Below are 23,372 nucleotides of genomic sequence, written 5' to 3'. Positions count from 1 at the left end.
ATGTCGTTATTTGATTACAGATGCTACAACACCAGCACCAACGGTACGACCACCTTCACGAATCGCGAAGCGCAAACCATCTTCCATAGCGATAGGTGCAATCAATTCAACAGTGATTGACACGTTTTCACCTGGCATAACCATTTCCACACCTTCACCCAAAGTAACTGCACCAGTTACGTCAGTTGTACGGAAGTAGAACTGTGGACGGTAGTTAGCGAAGAATGGAGTATGACGGCCACCCTCTTCTTTAGACAATACGTAAACTTCAGCAGTAAATGTAGTGTGAGGTTTGATAGTACCTGGCTTAGCCAATACTTGACCACGCTCAACGTCTTCACGTTTAGTACCACGCAACAATACACCTACGTTGTCGCCAGCTTGACCTTCGTCCAACAATTTACGGAACATCTCAACGCCCGTACAAGTTGTTTTAACAGTGTCTTTCAAACCAACGATTTCGATCTCTTCACCAACTTTAACGATACCGCGCTCGATACGACCAGTCACAACAGTACCACGACCAGAAATAGAGAACACGTCTTCGATTGGCAACAAGAATGGTTTGTCAACAGCACGTTCTGGAGTAGGGATGTAAGAATCCAAAGCTGCAGCCAATTCCAAGATTGCTGGTTCGCCGATTGCTGATTGGTCGCCTTCCAAGGCTTTCAATGCAGAACCTTTGATGATTGGGCAGTCGTCGCCTGGGAAGTCGTAGCTTGACAACAAGTCACGGATTTCCATCTCAACCAATTCCAACAACTCTTCGTCGTCAACCATGTCACATTTGTTCATGAATACCAAGATGTAAGGCACGCCTACTTGACGACCCAACAAGATGTGTTCACGAGTTTGTGGCATAGGACCATCAGCTGCTGAACATACCAAAATCGCGCCATCCATTTGAGCCGCGCCAGTAATCATGTTTTTAACATAGTCGGCGTGACCTGGACAGTCTACGTGAGCGTAGTGACGAGTTTCAGTTTCGTATTCAACGTGTGAAGTATTAATGGTAATACCACGTGCTTTTTCTTCAGGCGCGTTGTCGATTTGATCGTAAGCTTTAGCAGCACCACCAAATGCTTTAGACAATACTGTGCACAAAGCAGCAGTCAAAGTAGTTTTACCATGGTCAACGTGACCAATGGTGCCAACGTTTACGTGCGGTTTGCTCCGCTCGAATTTTTCTTTAGCCATGGCTATTCCTAAGTCCTATTTTGTTTGTTGCAAAATAAATCAGATAAACAAAACCACAAAAAATTTGGTGTTGCTAATATTTTGGTGCCCATGGGCAGATTCGAACTGCCGGCCTCTCCCTTACCAAGGGAGTGCTCTACCCCTGAGCTACATGGGCCTAACTATTGTGTTTCGTTTGGAGCGGGTGAAGGGAATCGAACCCTCACCATAAGCTTGGAAGGCTTCTGCTCTACCATTGAGCTACACCCGCGCTACAACCCCAACCGCTACTGCAAATCTTGTGGTGGAGGGAGAAGGATTCGAACCTTCGAAGCTTTCGCAAGAGATTTACAGTCTCCCCCCTTTGGCCGCTCGGGAATCCCTCCACAAGAGAGGCTGAATATTAAGATGATTCTCACAGCCCGTCAACATTAATTTTCAGTGTTTTTCCGTTTAATTGATTAACAACTTGTTTTTATGATGATTATTTTTTAGCTTCTTGCAACTTTTCGTATTTGTCTTGCAGCTCTGCTTGAGTCTCAGGTTTTTCTTCATCAATCAAAATACAGTCTACTGGACAAACTTGTTGGCATTGCGGCTCATCATAATGACCTACGCACTGTGTACACAAATGCGGATGAATCTCGTAAATTTCATCACCTTGGTAAATCGCATCATTGGGGCACTCTGGCTCACACACATCGCAATTAATGCACTCATCGGTAATAAGCAAAGACATTTCTGTTACCTATAATCAAGCGTTATAAACCCGACATTGTTACAGCTTCGATGCATATTGGCAAATATTTTGCCTGTTGGCAATTATAAATCAATGCTTTGCAGCATGGCCAAACCATAATGACTCTGCCCTGCAGAACCTTGCTTATGCCAAACCAATTGCGAAGGCAACTCTGGCAGTTGTGAAGCTTCAATGTAAATCATACTGTCTTCATGCGACAATTTGATTAAATCCGCCCAAACCAATCCCCAATCTTGCCAACGGTAAGGCGGATCTAAGAAGATGACATCGTAAGGCTTAGAAGCGGCCTGTAAAAATCGCAATGCATCCTGATGGTGAACAAACACATGTTCCAATTGCAATTGACGCACATTCTCTCGCATCACTTGAGCACTCTGACGATTTAACTCCACCACATCCACATGCTCAGCACCGCGCGAAGCTGCTTCAAATGCCATCACGCCACTGCCACCGAACACATCCAACACACGCAAACCATGCAATCGCTGCCCAAGCCAATTGAACACTTGCTCACGCACTCGATCGGGCGTAGGGCGCAAACCTTCGGCCTCATTAAAATGAACAATGCGACGGCGATGCGTACCACCAATAATACGAACTTGTTGTGTGTGTGCTTTATTGTGTTTCATGGTCTTTAAAAATACAAAGCTGCCCAAAGGCAGCCGTTTCAATCAATATTACTCAGTTTTTTCTGCCTGACGTTTGGAAAATTGCACGCCCATGTAATGACCCACTAAATTTCTGCTCAGGTATTATTCCATCTAGGAGATACTAAAATGAGTAGCCAAATGAGTGATGAAAACAAACGTTGGAGTGCCAAACGCAAGAGTGCATTGGTATTGGAAATCATCCAAGGTAAGACCACGGTAGCCGAAGCTTCTCGGCAATTTGATTTAACGCCATCTGAATTGGAAAGCTGGGTTGATCAAGCTAAAGAAGGTATGGAAAACGCTTTGCGAGCCAAACCTCGTGATGTGCGTCAGCAATACGAAAAGCAAATTCACCAATTACAGGCCGCTTATGGTGAAGCGATGTTGGAGCTGCGTGCGCGAAAAAAGTTGGAGGAATGGTTGGAGCGGGACGAGAACTGATTTGGCGTTTGCATGAACAGTTTGCATCTGATGGTGTTCACGTCAGCATCAGCCGCTTGTGTGCTTGGTTTGGTGTGGCTCGTCGTTCAGTGTATTACCGACCACATCGCAAACAGCCAGTGGTAAAAGAATGCTATTCAGAACCGATTAAACAATTGATTGAAGAACAACCATCATTTGGTTACAGGACGGTTGCTGCTTTGCTGAGTATGAATAAAAACACTGTCCAACGTGTGTTTCAGCTCAAAGGTTGGCAAGTACGTAAACGCTCAGTCGGTCGCAGACCTCGGATTCAAGCGGTGCCATCCAAAGCACAGGAGCCAAATCAACGTTGGTCTACAGATTTGTGTCGGGTTTGGGGTGGTAAAGATGGTTGGCTCAGTCTGGCTTTGGTAATGGATTGCCATACCCGTGAATTATTGGGCTGGCAACTTTCCAAAACTGGTAAAGCCAGTACGGCTGTGAGTGCATTGGAACACGCTTTGATCAGCCGCTTTCGCTGTTTGGGCAAGGTGCCTGAACGTTTCTTATTGCGTTCAGACAATGGTTTGGTGTTTACCAGTCGCAAATATACTGCGTTGGTGAGCAGTTATGGTTTGCAGCAAGAATTCATCACACCGCATTGCCCACAGCAAAACGGCATGGTGGAAAGATTGATTCGCACCATTAAAGAGCAATGCGTTCATCGCTACCGCTTTGAGAGTTTGCAACATGCCAATCGTGTATTGAGCGATTGGATACAGTTTTACAATGAACGAAGACCTCATCAGGCATTGGGTATGAAAACTCCTACTGAAGTCTATCGATTAAGCTTGTGACTTGTGCAGAAAGTGCTAGGTCATTACACCCAACTGTTTGAGCTTACGATACAAATGCGTTCTTTCCAAACCCACTCGCTGCGCCACTCGACTCATATTGCCATTTTCTTGGGTAATATGGTACTCAAAATAACGCTTTTCCAGCTCCTCTCGCAACTCACGCAAAGGCAAATCAAAATTAAAGCCGCCTGAAATATGGTTGGCTTGAGTTTGTTTAAATTGCGACAACAAAGCCGTAACTTGTGGTGCATCTACTGCACCATGCTCTGCATTCAACGCCAAGCTTTTCAGGACGCTTTTGAGTTGCTCTAAATTGCCCGGCCAATCATATTGACGCAAAGCATTTTGGGCTTGTACGGTAAACTTCACCATTGGAATCTGGCGATTTTCAATCAACTCTGCCAACAAATGGTTAATGATGGACACCAAATCATCTGCTTGCTCACGCAAAGCTGGTACTGCCACCATTGAGTTAGCAAAACCATTGATTAAGTCAGATTCGTACTCAGACTGAGTCAACATCTCTTCCAAAGGACGACTGCAATAAGCCACGACACGTGCTGGATATTGCTCTGTTTTTTGCAATAAACCAACCACTGCACGCTGGGCGGCCAATGGCAACTGCGACACATCACCCAAATACAAAACACCATTTTGTGCTTTTTGCAGCAACTCTAAACCATTGTCTATCAATTGCTCAGGTTTGGCAGGTGTCACCCAAGGTGAACCATTATTTAACAAAGTTCTGGCCACCAGTTCAAAAGGTGAGCCTTTTTCACCCGTTAATAATAACGGAAACTTGCCTTTTTGAACTTTAATCAACTGGGTACTTAATTCATCCATCGCAACACTATTGCCCAACTTCTCCAAAGTCAAAGTGCTGGCTTGTTGCATTTGGCCATATTTCAAAGCACGTTGCACTGTGGTCAACAGTTTTTGCAAAGCAATCGGTTTTTCCAAGAAATCCAAAGCACCAATTTTAGTCGCTTCTACAGCAGTATCAATGCTAGCGTGTCCACTCATCATAATGACAGGCATATTCAACTGACCCGATTGCGCCCACTCTTTCAATAAAGTAATGCCATCACAATCTGGCATCCAAATATCGAGTAAAACCATCGCAGGTCTGGTTTGATTGCGCAGTTGACGAGCCGCTTCCGCATCTTCTGCTTCTGCAACGGTATACCCCTCGTCCTGTAAAATTTCAGACAAAAGGTCTCGTATTCCCACCTCATCATCAACAATTAAGATATCTGTACTGCGCATTATTCCTCCATTTTTGGCAATATGATTCGTATGATTGCGCCGCCGGATTCTTGATTGGCTAAGGTAATTTTACCTTGGTGGTCATCAATGATTTTTTTCACCACTGCCAACCCCAACCCAGTTCCGTTTTTCTTATCAGTAATATAAGGCTCAAATGCTTTCGCCAAAATAGCTGGCTGAAAACTCTGGCCATTATTCGCCACTGTCAACGTGACGGTTTGCTCATTCGACCATGCAATAATGTCAACTTGCGGACGCTCTGCAAGCTCTGCTGCTTCTGCTGCATTCTTAAAGATATTGTGCAGTACTTGGCGCATCAATGCCGTATCAATGCGCACCATTAACGGTATATTACCCAAATCCGCCTGAAAATTACAAATAGAACCTTCATACAACACCAAAACTTCATTGACCACTTGGCGCAAATCTTGTTTTACAGGCCGTAAAGAAGGCGAACGCGCATAATTTCGAAAGGCTTCAACCATTTCTTTTAAAGCAGCCACTTGCTTCACAATCGTATCCGTAGAACGCACCAAAATACGGGCATCGTCTTCAGACAATTTGTCTTGAAGTTTCCATGCCAACCGTTCGGCTGATAATTGAATAGGTGTTAATGGATTGCGAATTTCATGCGCCAATCGCTTAGCCACCTCACCCCATGCAGCCTCTTTTTGGGCACTCACCAAATCGGTCACATCATCAAAAATAATCACGGTATGCGACATATCTTCATAGATAATTGGAGCGGCCTTAACGAGCAAAATTTGTGCCTGATCCACGCCAATATAGTCCATTTGCAATGGTGCTGTATCGCCCATTTTCAGACACGTTTCTTCAATGATTTTCGCTAATACGCCCCATTGCGTACCCAGCTGTCCCCATTGTTCTACAGGCAATGTTTCTGCAGCCATCAAATCCATGCCAAGAATTTGTTCTGCACTGTCATTATAAGTACGCAAATAACCATTGGCATTCAATGAGATAACGCCCGTACTTAAACTTGCCAATACCTGCTCCAAGTAAGCCCTAGCAACTTCTTGCTGATGGCGATTTTTTTCTGCCTGTTGTTTGGCAACATCCAATTGCTCTGTCATGCGATTGAATAAACTACTCAAAATACCCATCTCATCGGTACGCAAAACAGGACTTTTTTGACTAAAGTCACCTTGCGCCACCGCCCGTGTCCCATCGGCCAAAGCAGACAAAGGCGCGACAAAACGTCTCGAAAAATAAACCGCAAGCAACAATGCCAAACTGATTGCCAACACCGTTGCCATCAACAACGTCATCACAAAAAAAGCTTGCAAACCTTGTTTGGCATAACTCAATTCAGCATATTTTGCGCGAGCAGCTTCAATTAACACCGCATCTTGCGCAATAGACTCAGGAACGGGCTTACGAAAAAACAAAATAACATTGCTTTCGTCCACCTGTGGAATCATTAGCCAGCCATTGATATATAAAGTATTTTGTACCGATTCTAAATTACCAATCGAGCCATCTTTGTGCAAACGCTGCCAATCTTGTTGTGTCAATTCAGGCCAATCAAACTGCCCACCACCGCCTACTTTTTCTACAAATTTTTTATTTTCTTGATCCCATAAAGCCAATTGTCGATATCCACCTCGCTGTAAGCGACCTGATAACGCCAATGCAACATCATCATGAAAAACCAGCGCTCTAGCCATTTCAATTTGCAACGGCACAGCATCACGCAAAGCATCCTCTACGCTACCATTCAGTGCAACTTTGCTCAAATTCAGGCTGCGTTCTAATGCCACTTCCGTTTCATTGCCAAACCAAGAATCAATACTATGGCGAATGAACTGTGCCGATACACCAAACAAAAACAAACCCGGTAATATGGCAACAATGGCAAACATCATGGTCAATCTTTTGGCAATACGCGCACCAAATACACGCTTGCGTCCATCTCGCCACAACTGCCAAACTTGTCTGCCTACCGAAAACAACAACATGCCCAAAGCAAGAGCATTGAACCCGAAAATCCACCAAAAATAGTCGGAAAAAATCGAAGCATGCCCTGTTGCCAATGCCAACATGTACAACAGCAACATCGTAATAATTGCCACAGCAATGACAAATAAACGCACAAATTACTCCGTTTCTACTCTCAAACGCACCCACCCAGAATCCAAGCCCCAAGCTTTGGAAGTCAAAGTATTGATTTGAAATGGTCTTGGTAATTGATGACTGCTCAAACTTAAACGAATTTGCGCATAAATTTGGTCTTTTTCAGCTGCAAGAAATGTATTCACAGGATGAACATCCCATTTCACAATACCGCCAATACTGCGTAAAGCAACTTGTAAATTCGAGTACTCAGTAGAAAACGTTCCTATCGTCACTCGGTATTTGTCCGTTAATGGATGATAAGTCAGTTTATAAGAAATGGGGCTGACGGTGTCAGCCCATGGATTGAAGCGCAAGTTATAAGCCAAAACTCTCGGTGCAATCAATTGATATTGCAATTGAAAGTCCAAAGCCACGCCTTGTTTCAAAGCGTCATGTAAAGAAGCTGGCAAGCTGGTCTCAAAGCGACTGTTAACCAATAACTGACCTTGCATGCCCAAAACTGCTTGAGCTCGCTTCACACGAATGCCATCAGCGTGGGCCAGCGCAAAGCTGCCCACACAGATAAAAAGAATACTAAGCTTTATCAATAAGCGAGTAATAGAAACCATCTTGAGTATCATTAGGCAGACAAATGCGCTCGGTACGCAACGTAGCATCCGAATGACGCTCTAAAAATGCCTGCAATTGCTGTTGATTTTCTTCTGGGAAAATAGAACATGTGGCTAAAAGCATACGACCACCCGATTTCACCGTCGACCATAACACATCCAACAACACATGTTGCTGTTGTGCAACAGATGCAGCATCTTGGCGACGACGCAACCATTTGATATCAGGATGACGCTTCACCACACCAGAAGCGGTACAAGGCACATCCGCTAACACTGCATCAAACGGTTGACCATCATACCAAGCATCTAACTTCGTGGCATCGGCAGCTTTAATTTGAGCAGGCAAACCCAAACGATCTACATTTTCTTGCACACGACGCAAGCGTTTTGAATCTACATCAATCGCCAACAAGTCAATGTCTGCCAACTCCAACAAATGGCCTGTTTTGCCGCCAGGAGCCGCACAAGCATCCAAAATACGTTCACCATTTTGAGGATCTAACAACAAAGCAGCTTGTTGCGCACCCCAATCTTGCACAGAAACAACACCATCGTAAAATTGTGGCAAATTAGCAACAGATGTTGCTTGTTTCAGACGCACAGCTTGTGAACCAAGCAAGGTGGCTTCCAAGCCCTGCTCTGCCAATAAAGCCAAATACGCTTCACCCGTCGTATGGCGCTGATTCACACGCAAGGTCAATGGCGGCGGCAATTGACTGGCTGCCAAAATATTATGCCAATACTTTGGATAGTCTTTTTTTAACTTTTCAACCCACCACTCTGGGAAGTTAAACTTGGCTTCAACATCGTCTTGCAGCACAATTTTTGGCAATTTGCAGCCATCACGAATCACTTGACGCAATACTGCATTGAGCAAAGATTTGAATTTACCATCTGCCAATTTTTGTGATGCTTGTACCGCCTCATTCACCACTGCATGTTGTGCATTTTGCGTGTAGAGCAATTGGTACATCGCCACCATCAACAAAGCTTCTAATTTTGGCTCAGACAAAGGCTTAGGCACACGCAAACGCAAATAAGCATTCAAACTGCCACGGTAACGCTGTGTGCCATAAGACAAATCTTGCAAAGTACCCCACTCTTGCGCCGTCCACGCTTCTTGCGCTTTTACTTGTGTCAACAAATCTGTCAGATTAGAACCTGCCGCCACTTTCAAATAAATGTGTGCGGCCTGTAATTGAATATTGCCTAAACTCATACTTGTCTTTCAAATGCCTGACCCACTGTAACAGTGCGTCCTGCTAAAAATGCGGCCACTGACATGCGCTTGCTACCACTGGCTTGTAATTCGGTAATGTTCAAAACACCATCTGCCGCCTGCACAGCAATGCCATTTTTATCCACACTCAAAATGCTGCCCACAGCAGCATTCACGCTATGCTCTTTTATCTCACTGCTCCAGATTTTGAATACATCACCATTCAAATTCGTCCATGCACCTGGAACAGGATTCATGGCGCGGATTTTGTCATGTACTTGCTGCACAGATAAATTCCAGTCCAATTGCGCATCGGCTTTAGACAGTTTTTGTGCATACGTCACGCCCTCGCTAGGCTGTGGCAACGCCACCAAATCAGGTAACTGCGCCAAAGCTTCTACGATGGCCTGCGCGCCCAACTCTGTCAAAGTATCATGTAATTGCACTGCATTGGTTTGCGGACCAATAGGTGTGGTTTTGGTTAACAGCATATCACCCGTATCCAAGCCAACATCCATTTGCATAATACATATGCCCGATTCTGCATCACCTGCTTCTATGGCACGCTGAATCGGCGCAGCGCCACGCCAACGCGGCAACAAAGACGCATGAATATTCAAGCAACCTCGAGCAGGAATTTTCAGGACGCTTGCAGGCAATAGCAAACCATAAGCCGCCACCACCATCACTTCAGCATTCAAATCCCGCAATTGCTGTTGAATGACCTCGTCTTTCAAATGCTCAGGCTGCCAAACTGGCAAGCCATGTTCCAAAGCCAAAGCTTTGACAGGCGATGCTGTCAATTTCATGCCACGCCCTTTAGGGCGATCAGGCTGCGTCAAAACAGCCGCCACTTCATGTCCAGCAGCAATCAAAGCAGCCAATGCATTGGCTGCAAAATCAGGGGTACCTGCAAATATGATTCTCATTTAGGCTCTTTGGGCTTTTTTCAATTTGTTTTTAATACGGTCTTGCTTCAAGCGTGACAAATGCTGTACAAACACTTTGCCATTCAAATGATCCAATTCATGTTGAACGCAAATCGCCAATAAACCATCAGCATGCAAAGTGAAAGGCTCACCTTTTTCATTCAAAGCTTCGACAGTGACCGTTTCTGAACGGTGCACTTTGTCGTAAATGCCAGGTACAGACAAACAACCTTCTTCATAAACGGTTTCACCATCACGTTCAGTAATTTTAGCATTGATGAAGACACGCAATTCATTGTGACTTTCTGACAAGTCCATGACCACGACTTGCTCATGCACATTCACTTGCGTTGCAGCCAAACCAATACCATGTGCGGCATACATGGTTTCAGCCATATCTTTAATCAATTGTTGAATGCGTTCATCTACTTGTTCAACAGGCTTGGCAATGATCGCCAAACGCTCATCTGGATATTGTAAAATTTCTAACAGTGCCATCAGGGGACTCCTTAAAACTAAAATGCTGTTGTATATGACTTAATTGACGACAATATCATTGATTTCAAGAGAATGTGATTGAAAAACTAGATTTTATCCATGCAAATCATCTATGATTTAGATAAATTGGCATTCATGTCATTATAGAATTCGAAATAAGGGAAAATCATGCAAAGAACCATTATAACCTTGCTTTGCACTGCAGGCTTAGCTATTTCCACTTCCAGCTTTGCACAAACGCTGAAATTGCGTGCTGACGCTCCTGCTCGTTATACAGTCAAACAAGGCGATACCTTATGGGGCATTTCAGGACGCTATCTGAGCAATCCTTGGCAATGGCCTAAGCTGTGGAATGCCAACCGTACCCAATTGCGCAGCCCCCACCTGATTTATCCAGGTCAAACTTTGGTCTTAAGTTATGTCAATGGGCAACCTGTTCTAGGCTTAGAAGACAGCACTAAAATCCCAGTCATCAAAATTCACCCCGGTGTACGCACAGTCAGTGACGGTTATGGTATTAACACCATCAACATGAATTTGGCGCAAACTTTCATGCAGTCGCCACAAATTATCAGTACCGAAGAAATGAAGAATGCACCTCATTTGATTCAAGGTCCTGACAGCCGCTTGATTTATTCACCCGGTGACCGTGTTTATTCTTATGGCTTAAAAGAACCAGGTACATATTATAGCTACCGTGTAAATAAAGACATTACCGACCCTGATACCAAAAAATTCTTAGGTCGTGAAATCATCATCACCGGTAAATTAGAAACAATTAATTTTAATCCAAGCGCATGGAGTGAGCGTGACACAGTCGCCGACAACAGTCGTTTAAATGATGATGAGTATTACACTTTAAAACACCCTTTATTAAAAATCCCAACCACAACCGCACAACCGATGATGATTCGTGAAATTGGTTCGGAAATTTTAAAAGGTGACTATTTGATGCGTGAGCCTGATTTTATCAAAACAGGCTTTCAATTCATGCCACACGAGCCTTCTGTGCCTGTGAATGCCAAAGTTTTGTCTATTCTGGATGGCGTTAGTGAAGCAGCACAATTTCAAACCATAGCCATCAATCAAGGTTTAAGCCAAGGTATTGATCCTGGTACAGTCATCAGCATCTATCGCAAAATCAACACCACCAAGGTCGAGCGTCGTGGCAATGACGATGGTCCACGCTATGGTCATATTTCCATTCCATCTGAAGAGCTGGCTTTGGCAATGGTCTATCAAGCCAATGAAAATATTTCGTATGCTTTAATTTTAAGCAGCTTAACCAACGTCAGCGTAGGCGATACGGTCCGTGAACCAGGTCGTGATTTAGATGATTTCAGCAATCACAGCACGCATGTTCCAAACGAGCCACAAGAACCCCATTACTATGAGCATGGTAATTACAATCGTGGGGATTACATCAAATATTGATGGTATCTATCAACGCACCTTCGGGTGCGTTTTTGATTTCTAGGATATTGAGTCATGAACGATGCCCACCGCTTGGCTTATCTTGAATTGGCCCTCACGCCTTATGTCGGTCCCATGACCCTATTAAAAATATTACAATATTTGGATTATCCTGCTGACATTTGGCAAACACCAATCTCTGCACTTTCCAACTTAGCCAAACCCAAAGCCATTCAAGCCATACAACAACGTCAAGGCAAACAAGCTTTACAGGACGCTTTAATATGGGAAAGCGAACATGCAAACAACCATTTATTGTCTTTACTAGACGATGATTATCCATTAAATTTAGCACAAATTGACTCGCCACCACCGTTATTGTTCGCCAAAGGCGATTTATCCTTATTACATCAACCTAGCATAGCGATTATCGGTAGCCGCCACGCGACAGCCCAAGGCTTACAAAATGCTCACAGATTTGCGGCAGATTTAAGCCAACACAATATGGCGATTGTTTCTGGATTTGCCGCAGGCATCGACACCGCAGCCCATCAAGGCTGTATTCAAGTAAATGGTGCCACTATCGCTGTTTTGGGAACAGGCATAGACCGCGTTTATCCTGCGGCCAATCGCCAATTGGCACATCAAATTTGTGAAAAAGGCTTATTGCTGTCAGAATTCGCCCTTGGAACACCACCTGTTGCGCAAAACTTCCCAAGACGCAACCGCATCATTGCAGCTTTGTCGCAAGCGATTTTGGTGGTTGAAGCGGCTGTGGAATCAGGATCTTTAATTACAGCCCGCTTAGGATTGGAAATGAACAAAGAAGTGATGGCCATACCCGGCTCAATTCACAATCCTCATAGCAAAGGCTGTCATGCGTTGATCAAACAAGGCGCCAAGCTCATTGAATCCACTCAAGATATTTTGGAAGAATGTATCCTTTTGCCGCAGCTGCACAAAAATACCCATTTTGAGCCAAAAGCCAATACAGACAACCATCCAAATCCATCACCGCTCTTGCAAGCCATGGGTTTTGACCCCATACATCCTGACCAATTGGTCGATAAACTTGGCAGCAGCCTTACAGATGTGTATGCTGAATTATTGGAATTAGAGCTACAAGGTCAAATTGCAGCACTCACAGGTGGTCGTTACCAACGAATTCATTAACCCAACTGGATAGATTATGTTCGATGTCATTGCTTTTTTAATTGAAAACTTCCAAGACTGGGAAACCTGTCCAAAGCAAGATGCTTTAGGCACATTATTAGCCGAAGCAGGCTTTGATGGCGAAGAGATTCGCGATGCTTTAGAATGCTTAGAGCATTTAACCAACAGTTTAAGCATGGATCAAGCCATTCTAGATGATTGTGAATATATCCGTGTTTTCAATCAGTATGAACTCGATGTTCTACCTGAAGAAGTGATTCATTTATTGAGTTTTTTACAAGCGGAAAGCGGTATTAACTCAACCCAACGTGAACTCATCATTCACATGCTCACCCAATTGCCTGATGAAGATATTACCGTTGACCACACCAAATTATTGGCATTAATGGTCTTGTGGTTGCACCAAAGTGAATTGCCAATTTTAATCGGCGATGAATTATTGGTTGCTTTACACGGTCATACCATGATGCAATAAATAAGGCAGAACGTTCTTGCGCCTGACCAAACGCAGCCTAAACGCTGCGTTTTGTACACTTTGCACCCAAATAATCAAACAATACGAATACTCCTAAAATGGCCAAAAATTTATTAATCGTGGAATCACCTTCCAAAGCCAAAACACTGAAAAAATACTTAGGCGCTGAATTTGAAGTTTTAGCGTCTTATGGTCATGTGCGCGACTTGGTTCCCAAAAGCGGCGCAGTGGATCCTGAAAATGACTTTGCGATGAAATACCAATTGGTCAGTCGCAACAGCAAACACGTTGATGCCATTGTTCAAGCCGCGCGTGAAGTTGAACATGTGTATTTGGCAACCGACCCGGACCGCGAAGGTGAAGCCATTTCTTGGCATTTACAACAAATTTTAGATGGCAAACGCGGCCTGAAAACTTTACCCAAAGAGCGCGTGGTCTTTCATGAGGTCACCAAAAAAGCCGTTTTAGAGGCCATTGAAAATCCACGCCCGATTTCACAAGAATTGGTCGATGCCCAACAAGCGCGACGTGCTTTGGATTATTTGGTTGGTTTTAATTTATCACCATTGTTATGGAAAAAAATCCGTCGTGGTTTGTCAGCAGGTCGTGTACAAAGCCCTGCTTTACGCTTAATTTGCGAGCGCGAAAACGAAATCAAAGCATTCACGGAACAAGAATATTGGTCTGTTCATTTGGACAGCCACAAAGGTCGCAGCAAATTTTCAGCCCGCTTAACCCATTATCAAAATGAAAAATTAGACCAATTCGCTTTGCCCGATGAAGCATCTCAAGCCCAAGTCATTGCCAGCTTGACAGGTAACGAAGCCAAAATTGCCAAGATTGAAAAGAAAAAACGCAGCCGCAACCCAGCCGCACCGTTTACCACTTCAACTTTGCAACAAGAAGCCGTACGCAAATTGGGTATGACCACTGACCGTACCATGCGCACTGCACAACAATTGTACGAAGGCATCGATGTCGGTCAAGGCGCGATTGGTTTGATTTCATACATGCGTACTGACTCAGTCAGTTTGTCTGAAGATGCTTTGGTTGAAATTCGCCATTACATTGAAAACAAAATCGACAAACAATTTTTGCCGAGCAAAGCCAATACCTACAAAACCAAATCGAAAAATGCCCAAGAAGCGCATGAATCTATCCGTCCTACTTCGGTTTACAGGACGCCTGAAGAAGTGAAACCGTTTTTGAGCAGCGACCAATTCCGTTTGTACCAAATGATTTGGAAACGCACAGTCGCATGTCAAATGACACCTGCGAAATTCGATTTGACTTCGGTTGACATTGAAATGGGTGAAGGCATCTTCCGCACCACAGGTCAAGTGCAAACCTTCGCTGGCTTTTTGAGCGTGTACGAAGAAGACACTGATGACGATGACGATGGCGAAGAAGGCAGCAAAAAATTGCCGGAAATGAACGAAGGCGACGTTTTGCCCGTCGATGCTTTGCGTGGCGAACAACACTTTACTCAACCACCACCACGTTACACGGAAGCGTCTTTGGTGAAAGCTTTGGAAGAATTTGGCATCGGCCGTCCATCGACTTACGCCAGTATCATTTCTACACTCAAAGACCGTGAATATGTCACCCTAGACCAAAAGCGTTTTACGCCAACGGACACAGGCGACATTGTGAACAAGTTTTTAACCGAGCATTTTGGTCAATACGTCGATTACAATTTCACCGCTAAACTGGAAGACCAACTCGACGATATTGCCAATGGCAAACGCGCTTGGCAACCGGTGATGAAATCATTTTGGAAAGACTTTGACAAACAAGTCAAAGAAAAAGAAGACATTCCGCGCGCACAAATCACCTCAGAAGATTTGGAAGAAGATTGTCCAAAATGTGGTCAACACAAATTGATGATTAAATTTGGCAAACGCGGCCGCTTCATCGCTTGCCACGGTTATCCTGAATGCGATTACACCCGCAACGTCAACGAAACCGCGGAAGAAGCCGCCAAAGCTGCCGAAGAGCCGACCGAAGTAGAAGGCCGCTTTTGTCCCAAATGCAATGGTCAATTGATTTACAAAAAAGGTCGTTTCGGTAAATTCATCGGTTGCAGCAATTACAAAAGCAAGCCTAAATGTACTTACATCGAGCCTTTAGAGAAAAAAGACTCGGGCGTCGCTTGCCCGAAATGTGGCAAAGGTCATTTGATTGAGCGCAAGAGCCGTTTTGGCAAATTGTTTTACAGCTGTGAAACCTATCCAGATTGCGATTACGCCGTTTGGAACCCACCAATCAACGAAGCTTGTCCAAAATGTAATTGGCCATTATTGACCATCAAAGTGACCAAGCGTCGTGGCACTGAAAAAGTGTGTCCACAAAAAGAGTGTGGTCATGCTGAGCAAATCGAAGCACCAGAGGCTAAAAAAGAAACCAACGCCGAATAAGCAATTCCAAACCTGATTAAATCAAACTCAGCGTCCTGTAAACATTTACAGGACGCTTTTTGATATCTAATGCCTCATAAATATAGAAATGAATATGAACATTTATTGCAAAATTTAAATGCCATAGTTATAAAAACCCCATTAATTGAATTAATTAAGCAAATTTACACTCAAAGAATCCATTAATTTGATAATATTACACCTTTTTCCAAACCAAACCACGAACAGGTGAAGATGATGGTCATCAAAATAATCATACATCATCAACACTTTAAGGCTCTCAACGCATGAAAAAACATGGCATCTTAAACCGCGAATTGGCGGGTATTTTTGCAAAATTGGGACATACCGACACCATTGTCATTGCAGACTGTGGCTTACCCGTTCCTGCGGGTGTGACATGCATCGATTTGGCATACGCTTTGCACAAGCCCAGTTTTGAAGATGTGCTCAATGCTGTATTAGCAGATTTGGTCGTAGAGAAAAGTGTGTGCGCCAGTGAAATCACGGCACACAACCAAAGCCTCGACCAACACATTCAAAATTTGAACTTGCACACAGAATATGTTTCCCATGAAGCATTCAAGCAACAATGTGCCCAAGCCAAAGTCATCATCCGCACAGGTGAGGCCACGCCTTACGCCAATATCATCTTGCAAAGCGGCGTGATTTTTTAAGGAGGCTCCATGATACACATGACAGGCATTTGCAAAGCCTTCAGCAGCAACCAAGTCTTAAATGGCGTAGAGTTCGAGCTAAAAAATGGTGAAATCCATGCTTTGATGGGCGAAAACGGTGCTGGCAAATCTACTTTGATGAAAATCCTAAGCGGTATTCATCAAAAAGACAGTGGCAGCATCACCGTTAACGGTCAAGAAAAAATTTTCAAAAGTGTGCGTGACTCTGAAGCCTGCGGCATTCACGTCATTCACCAAGAGTTAAATATTCTGCCAGACTTGTCGGTGGCAGAAAATCTGTTTTTAGGTAAAGAGTTGACCTATGGTTTTGGCATTTTAAAAAACAAAGAAATGCAGCGCCAAACCTATGAATTGCTGTGTAAATTGGGCTTGGACATTGATCCAAAAACCCGCGCAGGTGATTTGTCTGTGGGCAAGCAACAGCTGGTTGAAATCGCCAAAGCCATCGCCTCTGACGCCAAATACATTGTAATGGATGAGCCCACTGCGGCTTTGACTGACCGTGAAATTCAAACTTTGTTTGAAACCGTGCGTGAATTGAAAAACAAAGGTATTTCTTTTGTTTATATTTCTCACCGCATGGAAGAGATTTTTGCCATTTGCGACCGCATTACCATTTTACGAGATGGTCAGTATGCAGGTGTGCGCAACATTCCAGAAACCAATTTCGACGAAATTGTGGCGATGATGGTAGGTCGTGAACTGGGTGAGCGTTTTCCTGAACGCAATGCCAATATTGGCGAAGTGAAATTATCGGTACGCAATTTGTCAGCGTCCAAAGCATTCGACAATGTGTCATTTGATTTGCGCAAAGGCGAAGTCTTGGTTTTGGCGGGTTTGATGGGTTCAGGCCGCACAGAGGTTGCGCAAACCCTCTTTGGTCACCGCAAAGCCCAACAAGGGCAAATCCACATCGATGGTCAAAGCGTCAGCATCAAAAATCCGATTCAAGCCATGCGCCACAAAATCGCATTTGTCACCGAAGACCGCAAAACCGAAGGTTTGGTTTTGGACTTTTCGATTCGTGACAACATCATGTTGCCCAATTTTGACAAAACTTGTCGCGCAGGCATTACTCAAATTCAAGCCGAACGCGAATTTGTACAAAACTTCATCGAGCAACTCGCTATCCGCACCACCAATGCCGAATTGGCTGCCAAATCATTGTCAGGCGGCAATCAGCAAAAAGTGGTTTTAGCCAAATGGTTGGGTACAGAGCCCGATATTTTGATTTTGGACGAACCTACTCGTGGCGTGGATATTGGCGCTAAAAAAGAAATTTACAACATCATCAATCAGCTTGCAGAAGCAGGAGTCGCAATTCTCATGATTTCCTCAGAATTACCCGAGGTCATCGGTATGGCTGACCGCGTTTTGGTCATGCATGAAGGCCGCATTACAGGCGAAGTCACCCAAAAAAATATGACCCAAGAACACATCATGCATTTTGCCACAGGAGGTGAAAAACATGTCCTCCACTAATCCAACCAAAGCTTTACTGTCCCGTTTGGGCCCATTTTTCGGTTTGATTTTATTGGTTGTTGTCATCAGCGCCATGAATCCAAACTTCTTAACTGCCAACAATTTACTCAATGTTTTGCGCCAAGTCTCTATCAGCGCATTGATTGCGTTTGGCATGACTTTTGTGATTTTGACTCGTGGCATTGATTTATCAGTAGGCTCCACTTTGGCTTTAACTGGCGCGGTTGCAGCCTCCATGCTCGCTGGTGGTTATGACCCTATTTTAGCCATGATGATAGCCATGTTATTAGGTCTAGGCTTAGGTTTAATCAATGGCTTAATCATCACCAAAGGCAAAGTCGCTCCGTTCATTGCTACGCTGGCAACCATGACCATTTACCGCGGTTTGACTTTGGCTTATACCGATGGTCGTCCTGTATCAGGCTTGGGCGATTCGGTGGCCTTCCAAATGATGGGCAAAGGTTACATGTTAGGCTTACCGATGCCTGTGGTGACCATGATCATCGCTTTCGCTGTGTTGTATTTCATCTTGCACCACACGACTTTTGGTCGCCGTGTATATGCAGTGGGCGGCAATGAAGAGGCCTCTAAATTATCAGGTATCAACATCGACCGCATCAAAATCGGCGTGTATGCATTGACTGGCTTGCTAGCCTCTATTTCAGCTTTGATTCTGACTTCGCGCTTGAACTCCGCCCAACCAACCGCAGGCACTTCCTATGAATTAGACGCGATTGCCGCCGTGGTTTTGGGCGGCACATCTTTAAATGGTGGCCGTGGTTGGATTTTTGGCACTTTGGTTGGTGCTTTGATTATCGGTGTTTTGAACAACGGCATGAACTTGATTGGTGTTTCATCTTTCTACCAATTGGTAGTTAAAGGCGTCGTTATTTTATTAGCGGTTTTATTAGACCGTAAAAAAGAAGCTTAAACAAAAGGAATTTCTCATGAAAAAGTATTTCACCCTGATGATGGCAACATTTGCCTTATTTTGGTTAGCCGCTTGTTCTCTGGAATCAGGTTCCAGCAGCACCACACCTGCGGCATCTAGCCAAACTGCTCAAAGTAGCGACAAAACCATTGGCATGTCTATTTCTACGTTAAACAACCCGTTCTTTGTCACATTGGGTGATTCAGCGAAAACCAAAGCAGCCGCATTGGGTGCCAGCTTAACCGTCGTAGATGCTCAAAACGATGCGTCTAAGCAAGCAGCCGACGTGGAAGATTTGATTCAACAAGGCGTGAAATTAATTATCATCAATCCTGTTGATTCTGCAGCTGTGGTTTCAGTAATTGAATCTGCAAACAAAGCGGGCATTCCTGTCATTACCGTTGACCGCTCTGCTAACGGCGGCAATGTCTTCTCACACATTGCTTCTGACAACGTTGCAGGTGGTAAATTGGCGGGTGAATACTTATTGACATTGGTGCCTGAAGGCTCTGAAGTGGCGATGTTAGAAGGTGTAGCAGGTTCGTCTGCTGCCATCGAACGTGGCGAAGGCTTTACCAAAGCGGTAACAGGCAAATTGAATATTGTGACCAGCCAAACTGCTGATTTTGATCGCTCAAAAGGTTTGACTGTAATGGAAAACATCTTACAAGCTCAGCCTAATGTGAAAGCAGTTTTCGCACAAAATGACGAAATGGCTTTGGGTGCTTTGGAAGCCGTTGCTGCTGCGAAAAAAGACGTCGTAGTCATTGGTTTTGATGCCACTGAAGATGCCGTAGCCAAAGTCAAAGCAGGCAAATTGGCTGCCACTGTGGAACAACAACCTGCTTTGATTGGCGAAGAAGCCATCAATGCAGCGGTGAAACATTTCAATGGTGAAAATGTTGAAAAAGCGATTCCTGTACAATTGAAATTGGTTACCAAATAATCAATTGCCAATTCGTTTTCAAAGCGTCCTGTAAAGTTTACAGGACGCTTTTTTATGGCGCTTTTGTCTGATGGTAACGATCATTCACATAGATAAGCGTCCTGTAAACACACCAGCCAATCGGCTTGGCTTTCAGTGTCTGCACAAATGAATTATCATAACGGTCTTGTTGTTGTGAGCCCAAAATACCATGAAATCCATCAGTGAAGCACATACTCTCGTCATCAAAGTCGGCTCTAGTTTGGTTACTGCCGAAGGCAAAGGCGTAGACTTAGAAGCCCTAGCCAAATGGGCAGCCCAAATCGCTCAACTCAAAGCCCAAGGCAAACAAGTCGTGTTTGTGTCCAGCGGTGCCATTGCCGAGGGCATCAAGCGCTTGGGTTGGAAATCACGCCCCAAAGCCTTGAATGAATTACAGGCCGCCGCTGCTATTGGTCAAATGGGGTTAGCGCAGGCTTACGAAGAGGTGTTTGCAGAACATGGGATTCAAACTGCCCAAATCCTGCTCACCCACGACGATTTGAGCAATCGTACCCGCTATTTGAATGCGCGTTCGACTTTGCGTACTTTGCTCGATTGGAATGTCGTTCCCATCATCAATGAAAACGATACGGTCACCACCAGCGAAATCAAACTGGGTGACAACGATACGTTGGGCGCTTTGGTCACCAATTTGATTGAAGCCGATGCCTTATTGATTTTGACCGATCAAAGCGGCCTGTATGACAGCGACCCTCGCAAAAATCCCAATGCCAAATTCATACATGAAATCGAAGCCAATCATCCTGATTTAGAATCGATGGCAGGTGGCGCAGGTTCTGCTGTGGGCACAGGCGGCATGTATACCAAAGTCATCGCGGCCAAACGGGCGGCTTTAAGTGGCGCGGCGACTTTGATTGCATCAGGTCATGAACCTGATTTGCTCTTGCGTTTGTGTCAAGGTGAACGTATTGGTACTTGGTTGACTCCAAACCGTTCACGCTTGTCTGCACGCCAACAATGGATTATGGGTCATTTGCAATTTTCAGGCAAAGTCACCATCGATGCTGGTGCTGCCATTGCCCTAAGCCAAAAACACTCCAGCTTATTGCCTATCGGCTGTATTGGCGTACAAGGACAGTTTTTACGTGGTGCGGTCATTTCTGTGGTCAATCCTGATGGCGAAGAAGTGGCTCGTGGTTTGACCAATTACAGCAGTGATGAAATCGAGAAAATTTTGCGCCAACCATCGCATCAAATTGAAGCGATTTTGGATTATGTGGCTGAAGAAGAAGTATTGCATCGTGACAACTTGGTCATACGTTCTGCATTTAAAACAGCTTCATAAAACGATTTGTCACACAAATGATGACACTGTCACAATAACGTCATACCAGCACTTTATGCTCTTGCTTTAAACAAGCTGGTTTCAACGTCACCAGTTGTGGCAGTGTGGAAGAGGCAAGGCCACATTTGCTCGAAAAGCTGCCCGATGTGGTTTTGCTCGATTGGATGTTGCCGGGAACATCTGGCATACAATTGACCAAGCAATTGCGCCAAGATGCCCGTACCAAAGATTTACCCATCATTTTATTGACTGCCCGAAGCGATGATGTGGATAAAGAAATGGGCTTGAATTTGGGTTCTGACGATTACTTGACTAAGCCTTTTTCACCACGAGAATTGGTCGCTCGCGTCAATGCTTTGTTGCGTCGCCGTGCACCACAAAAAACCAGTGAAGTGATTGCTTTGGCAGGTTTAGAGCTAGATCCTAACGAACACACTGTCCGCGGCAATGGTCAATCGATTCATTTTGGTCCAACCGAATTCAAATTATTACATTTTTTCATGACCCATGCTGACCGTGTCTATACCCGCCGTCAATTGCTGGATTTGGTATGGGGCGACCACGTATTTGTAGAAGAACGTACCGTCGATGTTCACATTCGTCGCTTGCGTCGGGCTTTAAGCACTGCACAATTGGAACATTTACTACAAACCGTTCGCGGTGCAGGTTATCGTTTCTCGCAAAAAGAAAGCCAATAAATGAGCCGATTTGCGCTGCACTGCATTCGTGTGATTTTATCTTTCGCTGTCTGTGGTGCGATTGTCGGCATGATTTGGAAACAAAGCTACGGCTTTATCACGTTTTTAAGCTTGCTCTCCATTTGGCTGTTCACACACTTATGGCAAATCAGCCAATTGATTACATGGTTAGAGCGACCTAAGCCTTCCAATGCACCCAGCGGCATTGGTATTTGGCAACAAATTTTTGCGACTTTGACCCGACAAGCCAAAAGCCGTAAACGTCGCAAACAAAAAATCGTGCAATCTTTGCAACGCTTGTACAAAGCATTTGAAGTGATGCCTGATGGCGTGTTGATTTTAAATCAAGATGGCAGAATTGAATGGATGAACTCGGTGGCACGAGAACATTTTTTATTGAAAACGGAAGACACTGGCGGTATTTTGGCCAACTTGGTGCGTCAACCCAGTTTTCATCAATTCATGGACAACAAAGACACAGACGAAATCAAACTGACTTTACCAACCAACAAAGGCTTAAGCCGCCATGTTATGCTCAAATGTACTGATTTTGATAAAAATCTACAACTCTTGGTCAGCCAAGATATCACTCGCATCGAGCAAATCAATCAAACCCGTACCGATTTTGTCGCCAATGTCTCACATGAATTGCGCACGCCTTTGACTGTCATCAACGGCTTTGTCGAAACCATGCAAGATTATCCACAATTGCCTACTGAACAACGCATACAATTTCTAGATTTAATGAAAAAAGACAGTGATCGTATGTTGGCCTTATTGGATGATTTATTGACTCTGTCGCGCTTGGAAGCCACCAAAGACAGCGACCAATTGCAACCCATTCATTTATCCGCCATGGTAGGGCAATTGATACAAGAAGGTATCATTCTGTCTGCGGACAAACAAACGTTTGATACGGAAATCAGTGCCAATATTTGGGTCAAAGGCATACAACTAGACTTATACAATGCTTTGAGCAACTTGGTTTTCAATGCGGTACGCTACAACCATGAAGGTGGTCACATTCAAATCAGCTTGGAAGCCCATGATGACCACACCGTCACCTTCAGCGTCACCGACAACGGTCCTGGTATTGCCTCAGAGCATATTCCCCGCTTAACCGAACGCTTTTACCGTGTCGATACAGGCCGCTCACGTGCCAGCGGTGGTACAGGTCTGGGTTTGGCCATTACCAAACATGCATTGGCCGAACATGGTAGCCAATTGTTGGTTGAAAGCCAGTTGGGTATCGGTAGCACATTCAGCGCCCAGTTTGACACCATTCAAGAACCACAACGGGTATCTTTATTGGGCAATATTGAAACCGAAACAACACAATCTTAAAGT

Annotated in this window: 21 protein-coding genes, 3 tRNA genes and 1 pseudogene; 13 read left to right on the top strand and 12 right to left on the bottom strand. The window is 44.5% G+C overall.

Translation table 11 applies throughout. From position 1 onward, the window contains the following. Positions 1 to 6: 6 nt before the first annotated feature. The 6 genes from tuf to rsmD form a co-directional block, all read right to left on the bottom strand. Positions 7 to 1,197: an elongation factor Tu gene (gene tuf, locus ADP71_RS12605; RefSeq protein WP_058305387.1), complete on the bottom strand. Its 1,191-nt coding sequence runs from the start codon at positions 1,195 to 1,197 to the stop codon at positions 7 to 9. Positions 1,198 to 1,279: 82 nt separating this feature from the next. Beyond that, positions 1,280 to 1,354, bottom strand: a tRNA-Thr gene (locus ADP71_RS12600). Between the two features lie 19 nt (positions 1,355 to 1,373). After that, a tRNA-Gly gene (locus ADP71_RS12595) sits at positions 1,374 to 1,447 on the bottom strand. Positions 1,448 to 1,478: 31 nt separating this feature from the next. Continuing rightward, positions 1,479 to 1,562: transfer RNA gene (locus tag ADP71_RS12590), tRNA-Tyr, on the bottom strand. 98 nt (positions 1,563 to 1,660) lie between these two features. Next, complete coding sequence (locus ADP71_RS12585; RefSeq protein WP_019959269.1) at positions 1,661 to 1,915, bottom strand: YfhL family 4Fe-4S dicluster ferredoxin; 255 nt, start codon at positions 1,913 to 1,915, stop codon at positions 1,661 to 1,663. 83 nt (positions 1,916 to 1,998) lie between these two features. Beyond that, positions 1,999 to 2,565, bottom strand: coding sequence for a 16S rRNA (guanine(966)-N(2))-methyltransferase RsmD (rsmD, locus tag ADP71_RS12580; protein WP_026353679.1), 567 nt, complete (start codon positions 2,563 to 2,565; stop codon positions 1,999 to 2,001). Between the two features lie 147 nt (positions 2,566 to 2,712). Here rsmD and ADP71_RS12575 point away from each other — a divergent pair, with 147 nt between their 5' ends. Both ADP71_RS12575 and ADP71_RS12570 read left to right on the top strand, forming a co-directional pair. Further along, positions 2,713 to 3,027 (top strand): transposase, encoded by a 315-nt coding sequence (locus ADP71_RS12575; protein WP_104931416.1) that lies wholly within the window; start codon positions 2,713 to 2,715, stop codon positions 3,025 to 3,027. Further along, positions 3,003 to 3,845: an IS3 family transposase gene (locus tag ADP71_RS12570; RefSeq protein WP_104931415.1), complete on the top strand. Its 843-nt coding sequence runs from the start codon at positions 3,003 to 3,005 to the stop codon at positions 3,843 to 3,845. Before ADP71_RS12575 ends, ADP71_RS12570 begins: the two co-directional genes overlap by 25 nt. 15 nt (positions 3,846 to 3,860) lie before the next feature. Here the strand turns inward: ADP71_RS12570 and ADP71_RS12565 are convergent, their stop codons facing one another. From ADP71_RS12565 to def, 6 genes are read right to left on the bottom strand one after another with little or no spacing between them, the layout of a single operon-like run. Next, complete coding sequence (locus ADP71_RS12565; protein WP_171461197.1) at positions 3,861 to 5,111, bottom strand: sigma-54-dependent transcriptional regulator; 1,251 nt, start codon at positions 5,109 to 5,111, stop codon at positions 3,861 to 3,863. Then, positions 5,111 to 7,225: an ATP-binding protein gene (locus ADP71_RS12560; protein ID WP_019959266.1), complete on the bottom strand. Its 2,115-nt coding sequence runs from the start codon at positions 7,223 to 7,225 to the stop codon at positions 5,111 to 5,113. Before ADP71_RS12560 ends, ADP71_RS12565 begins: the two co-directional genes overlap by 1 nt. Positions 7,226 to 7,228: 3 nt before the next feature. Then, positions 7,229 to 7,816 (bottom strand): DUF4390 domain-containing protein, encoded by a 588-nt coding sequence (locus tag ADP71_RS12555; RefSeq protein ID WP_257793067.1) that lies wholly within the window; start codon positions 7,814 to 7,816, stop codon positions 7,229 to 7,231. Then, positions 7,782 to 9,038: a 16S rRNA (cytosine(967)-C(5))-methyltransferase RsmB gene (gene rsmB, locus ADP71_RS12550; protein WP_171461196.1), complete on the bottom strand. Its 1,257-nt coding sequence runs from the start codon at positions 9,036 to 9,038 to the stop codon at positions 7,782 to 7,784. The genes ADP71_RS12555 and rsmB overlap by 35 nt, the downstream gene beginning before the upstream one ends. Continuing rightward, entirely contained in the window at positions 9,035 to 9,967 is a 933-nt protein-coding gene (fmt, locus tag ADP71_RS12545; protein ID WP_171461195.1) for a methionyl-tRNA formyltransferase, read from the bottom strand. Before fmt ends, rsmB begins: the two co-directional genes overlap by 4 nt. Next, a complete protein-coding gene (gene def / locus ADP71_RS12540) occupies positions 9,968 to 10,465 on the bottom strand; it encodes a peptide deformylase (RefSeq protein ID WP_019959262.1) in 498 nt (165 codons plus the stop codon). Positions 10,466 to 10,633: 168 nt separating this feature from the next. Between def and ADP71_RS12535 the strand changes: the two genes are divergently transcribed. From ADP71_RS12535 to phoR, 11 genes and pseudogenes are all read left to right on the top strand, one after another. After that, positions 10,634 to 11,899, top strand: coding sequence for a LysM peptidoglycan-binding domain-containing protein (locus tag ADP71_RS12535; protein WP_171461194.1), 1,266 nt, complete (start codon positions 10,634 to 10,636; stop codon positions 11,897 to 11,899). A 54-nt stretch (positions 11,900 to 11,953) separates the two neighbouring features. Next, complete coding sequence (gene dprA, locus ADP71_RS12530) at positions 11,954 to 13,051, top strand: DNA-processing protein DprA (protein WP_104932333.1); 1,098 nt, start codon at positions 11,954 to 11,956, stop codon at positions 13,049 to 13,051. Positions 13,052 to 13,067: 16 nt separating this feature from the next. Further along, positions 13,068 to 13,526 (top strand): DUF494 domain-containing protein, encoded by a 459-nt coding sequence (locus tag ADP71_RS12525; RefSeq protein ID WP_104932332.1) that lies wholly within the window; start codon positions 13,068 to 13,070, stop codon positions 13,524 to 13,526. 98 nt (positions 13,527 to 13,624) lie between these two features. Next, positions 13,625 to 15,943 (top strand): type I DNA topoisomerase, encoded by a 2,319-nt coding sequence (gene topA / locus ADP71_RS12520; protein ID WP_171461193.1) that lies wholly within the window; start codon positions 13,625 to 13,627, stop codon positions 15,941 to 15,943. Between the two features lie 287 nt (positions 15,944 to 16,230). Next, a complete protein-coding gene (rbsD, locus tag ADP71_RS12515) occupies positions 16,231 to 16,620 on the top strand; it encodes a D-ribose pyranase (RefSeq protein WP_019959257.1) in 390 nt (129 codons plus the stop codon). Positions 16,621 to 16,629: 9 nt separating this feature from the next. After that, entirely contained in the window at positions 16,630 to 18,123 is a 1,494-nt protein-coding gene (locus tag ADP71_RS12510; protein ID WP_104932331.1) for a sugar ABC transporter ATP-binding protein, read from the top strand. Continuing rightward, positions 18,110 to 19,054 carry a ribose ABC transporter permease gene (rbsC, locus tag ADP71_RS12505; protein ID WP_104932330.1) on the top strand — a complete coding sequence of 315 codons (945 nt, stop codon included), beginning with the start codon at positions 18,110 to 18,112 and terminating at the stop codon, positions 19,052 to 19,054. The genes ADP71_RS12510 and rbsC overlap by 14 nt, the downstream gene beginning before the upstream one ends. Positions 19,055 to 19,070: 16 nt before the next feature. Beyond that, positions 19,071 to 20,000, top strand: a complete 930-nt coding sequence (gene rbsB, locus ADP71_RS12500) for a ribose ABC transporter substrate-binding protein RbsB (RefSeq protein WP_104932329.1) — start codon at positions 19,071 to 19,073, stop codon at positions 19,998 to 20,000. A gap of 190 nt (positions 20,001 to 20,190) precedes the next feature. Next, the gene (gene proB, locus ADP71_RS12495; RefSeq protein WP_019959253.1) at positions 20,191 to 21,327 is read left to right on the top strand and encodes a glutamate 5-kinase; all 1,137 of its coding nucleotides are present in this window, start codon (positions 20,191 to 20,193) and stop codon (positions 21,325 to 21,327) included. 44 nt (positions 21,328 to 21,371) lie between these two features. Further along, positions 21,372 to 22,025, top strand: a pseudogene (phoB, locus tag ADP71_RS12490) (phosphate regulon transcriptional regulator PhoB); the annotation flags it as partial. Continuing rightward, positions 22,026 to 23,369, top strand: coding sequence for a phosphate regulon sensor histidine kinase PhoR (gene phoR / locus ADP71_RS12485; protein WP_019959251.1), 1,344 nt, complete (start codon positions 22,026 to 22,028; stop codon positions 23,367 to 23,369). It begins immediately after the preceding pseudogene. Positions 23,370 to 23,372: the final 3 nt, after the last annotated feature.

Origin of the sequence: Vitreoscilla sp. C1 (assembly GCF_002951955.2) — a bacterium.
In the GTDB taxonomy this organism is placed as follows: domain Bacteria; phylum Pseudomonadota; class Gammaproteobacteria; order Burkholderiales; family Neisseriaceae; genus Vitreoscilla; species Vitreoscilla stercoraria.
The sequence above is the reverse complement of the archived record's forward strand: the minus strand, read 5'-3'. Positions and strand labels throughout refer to the sequence as shown.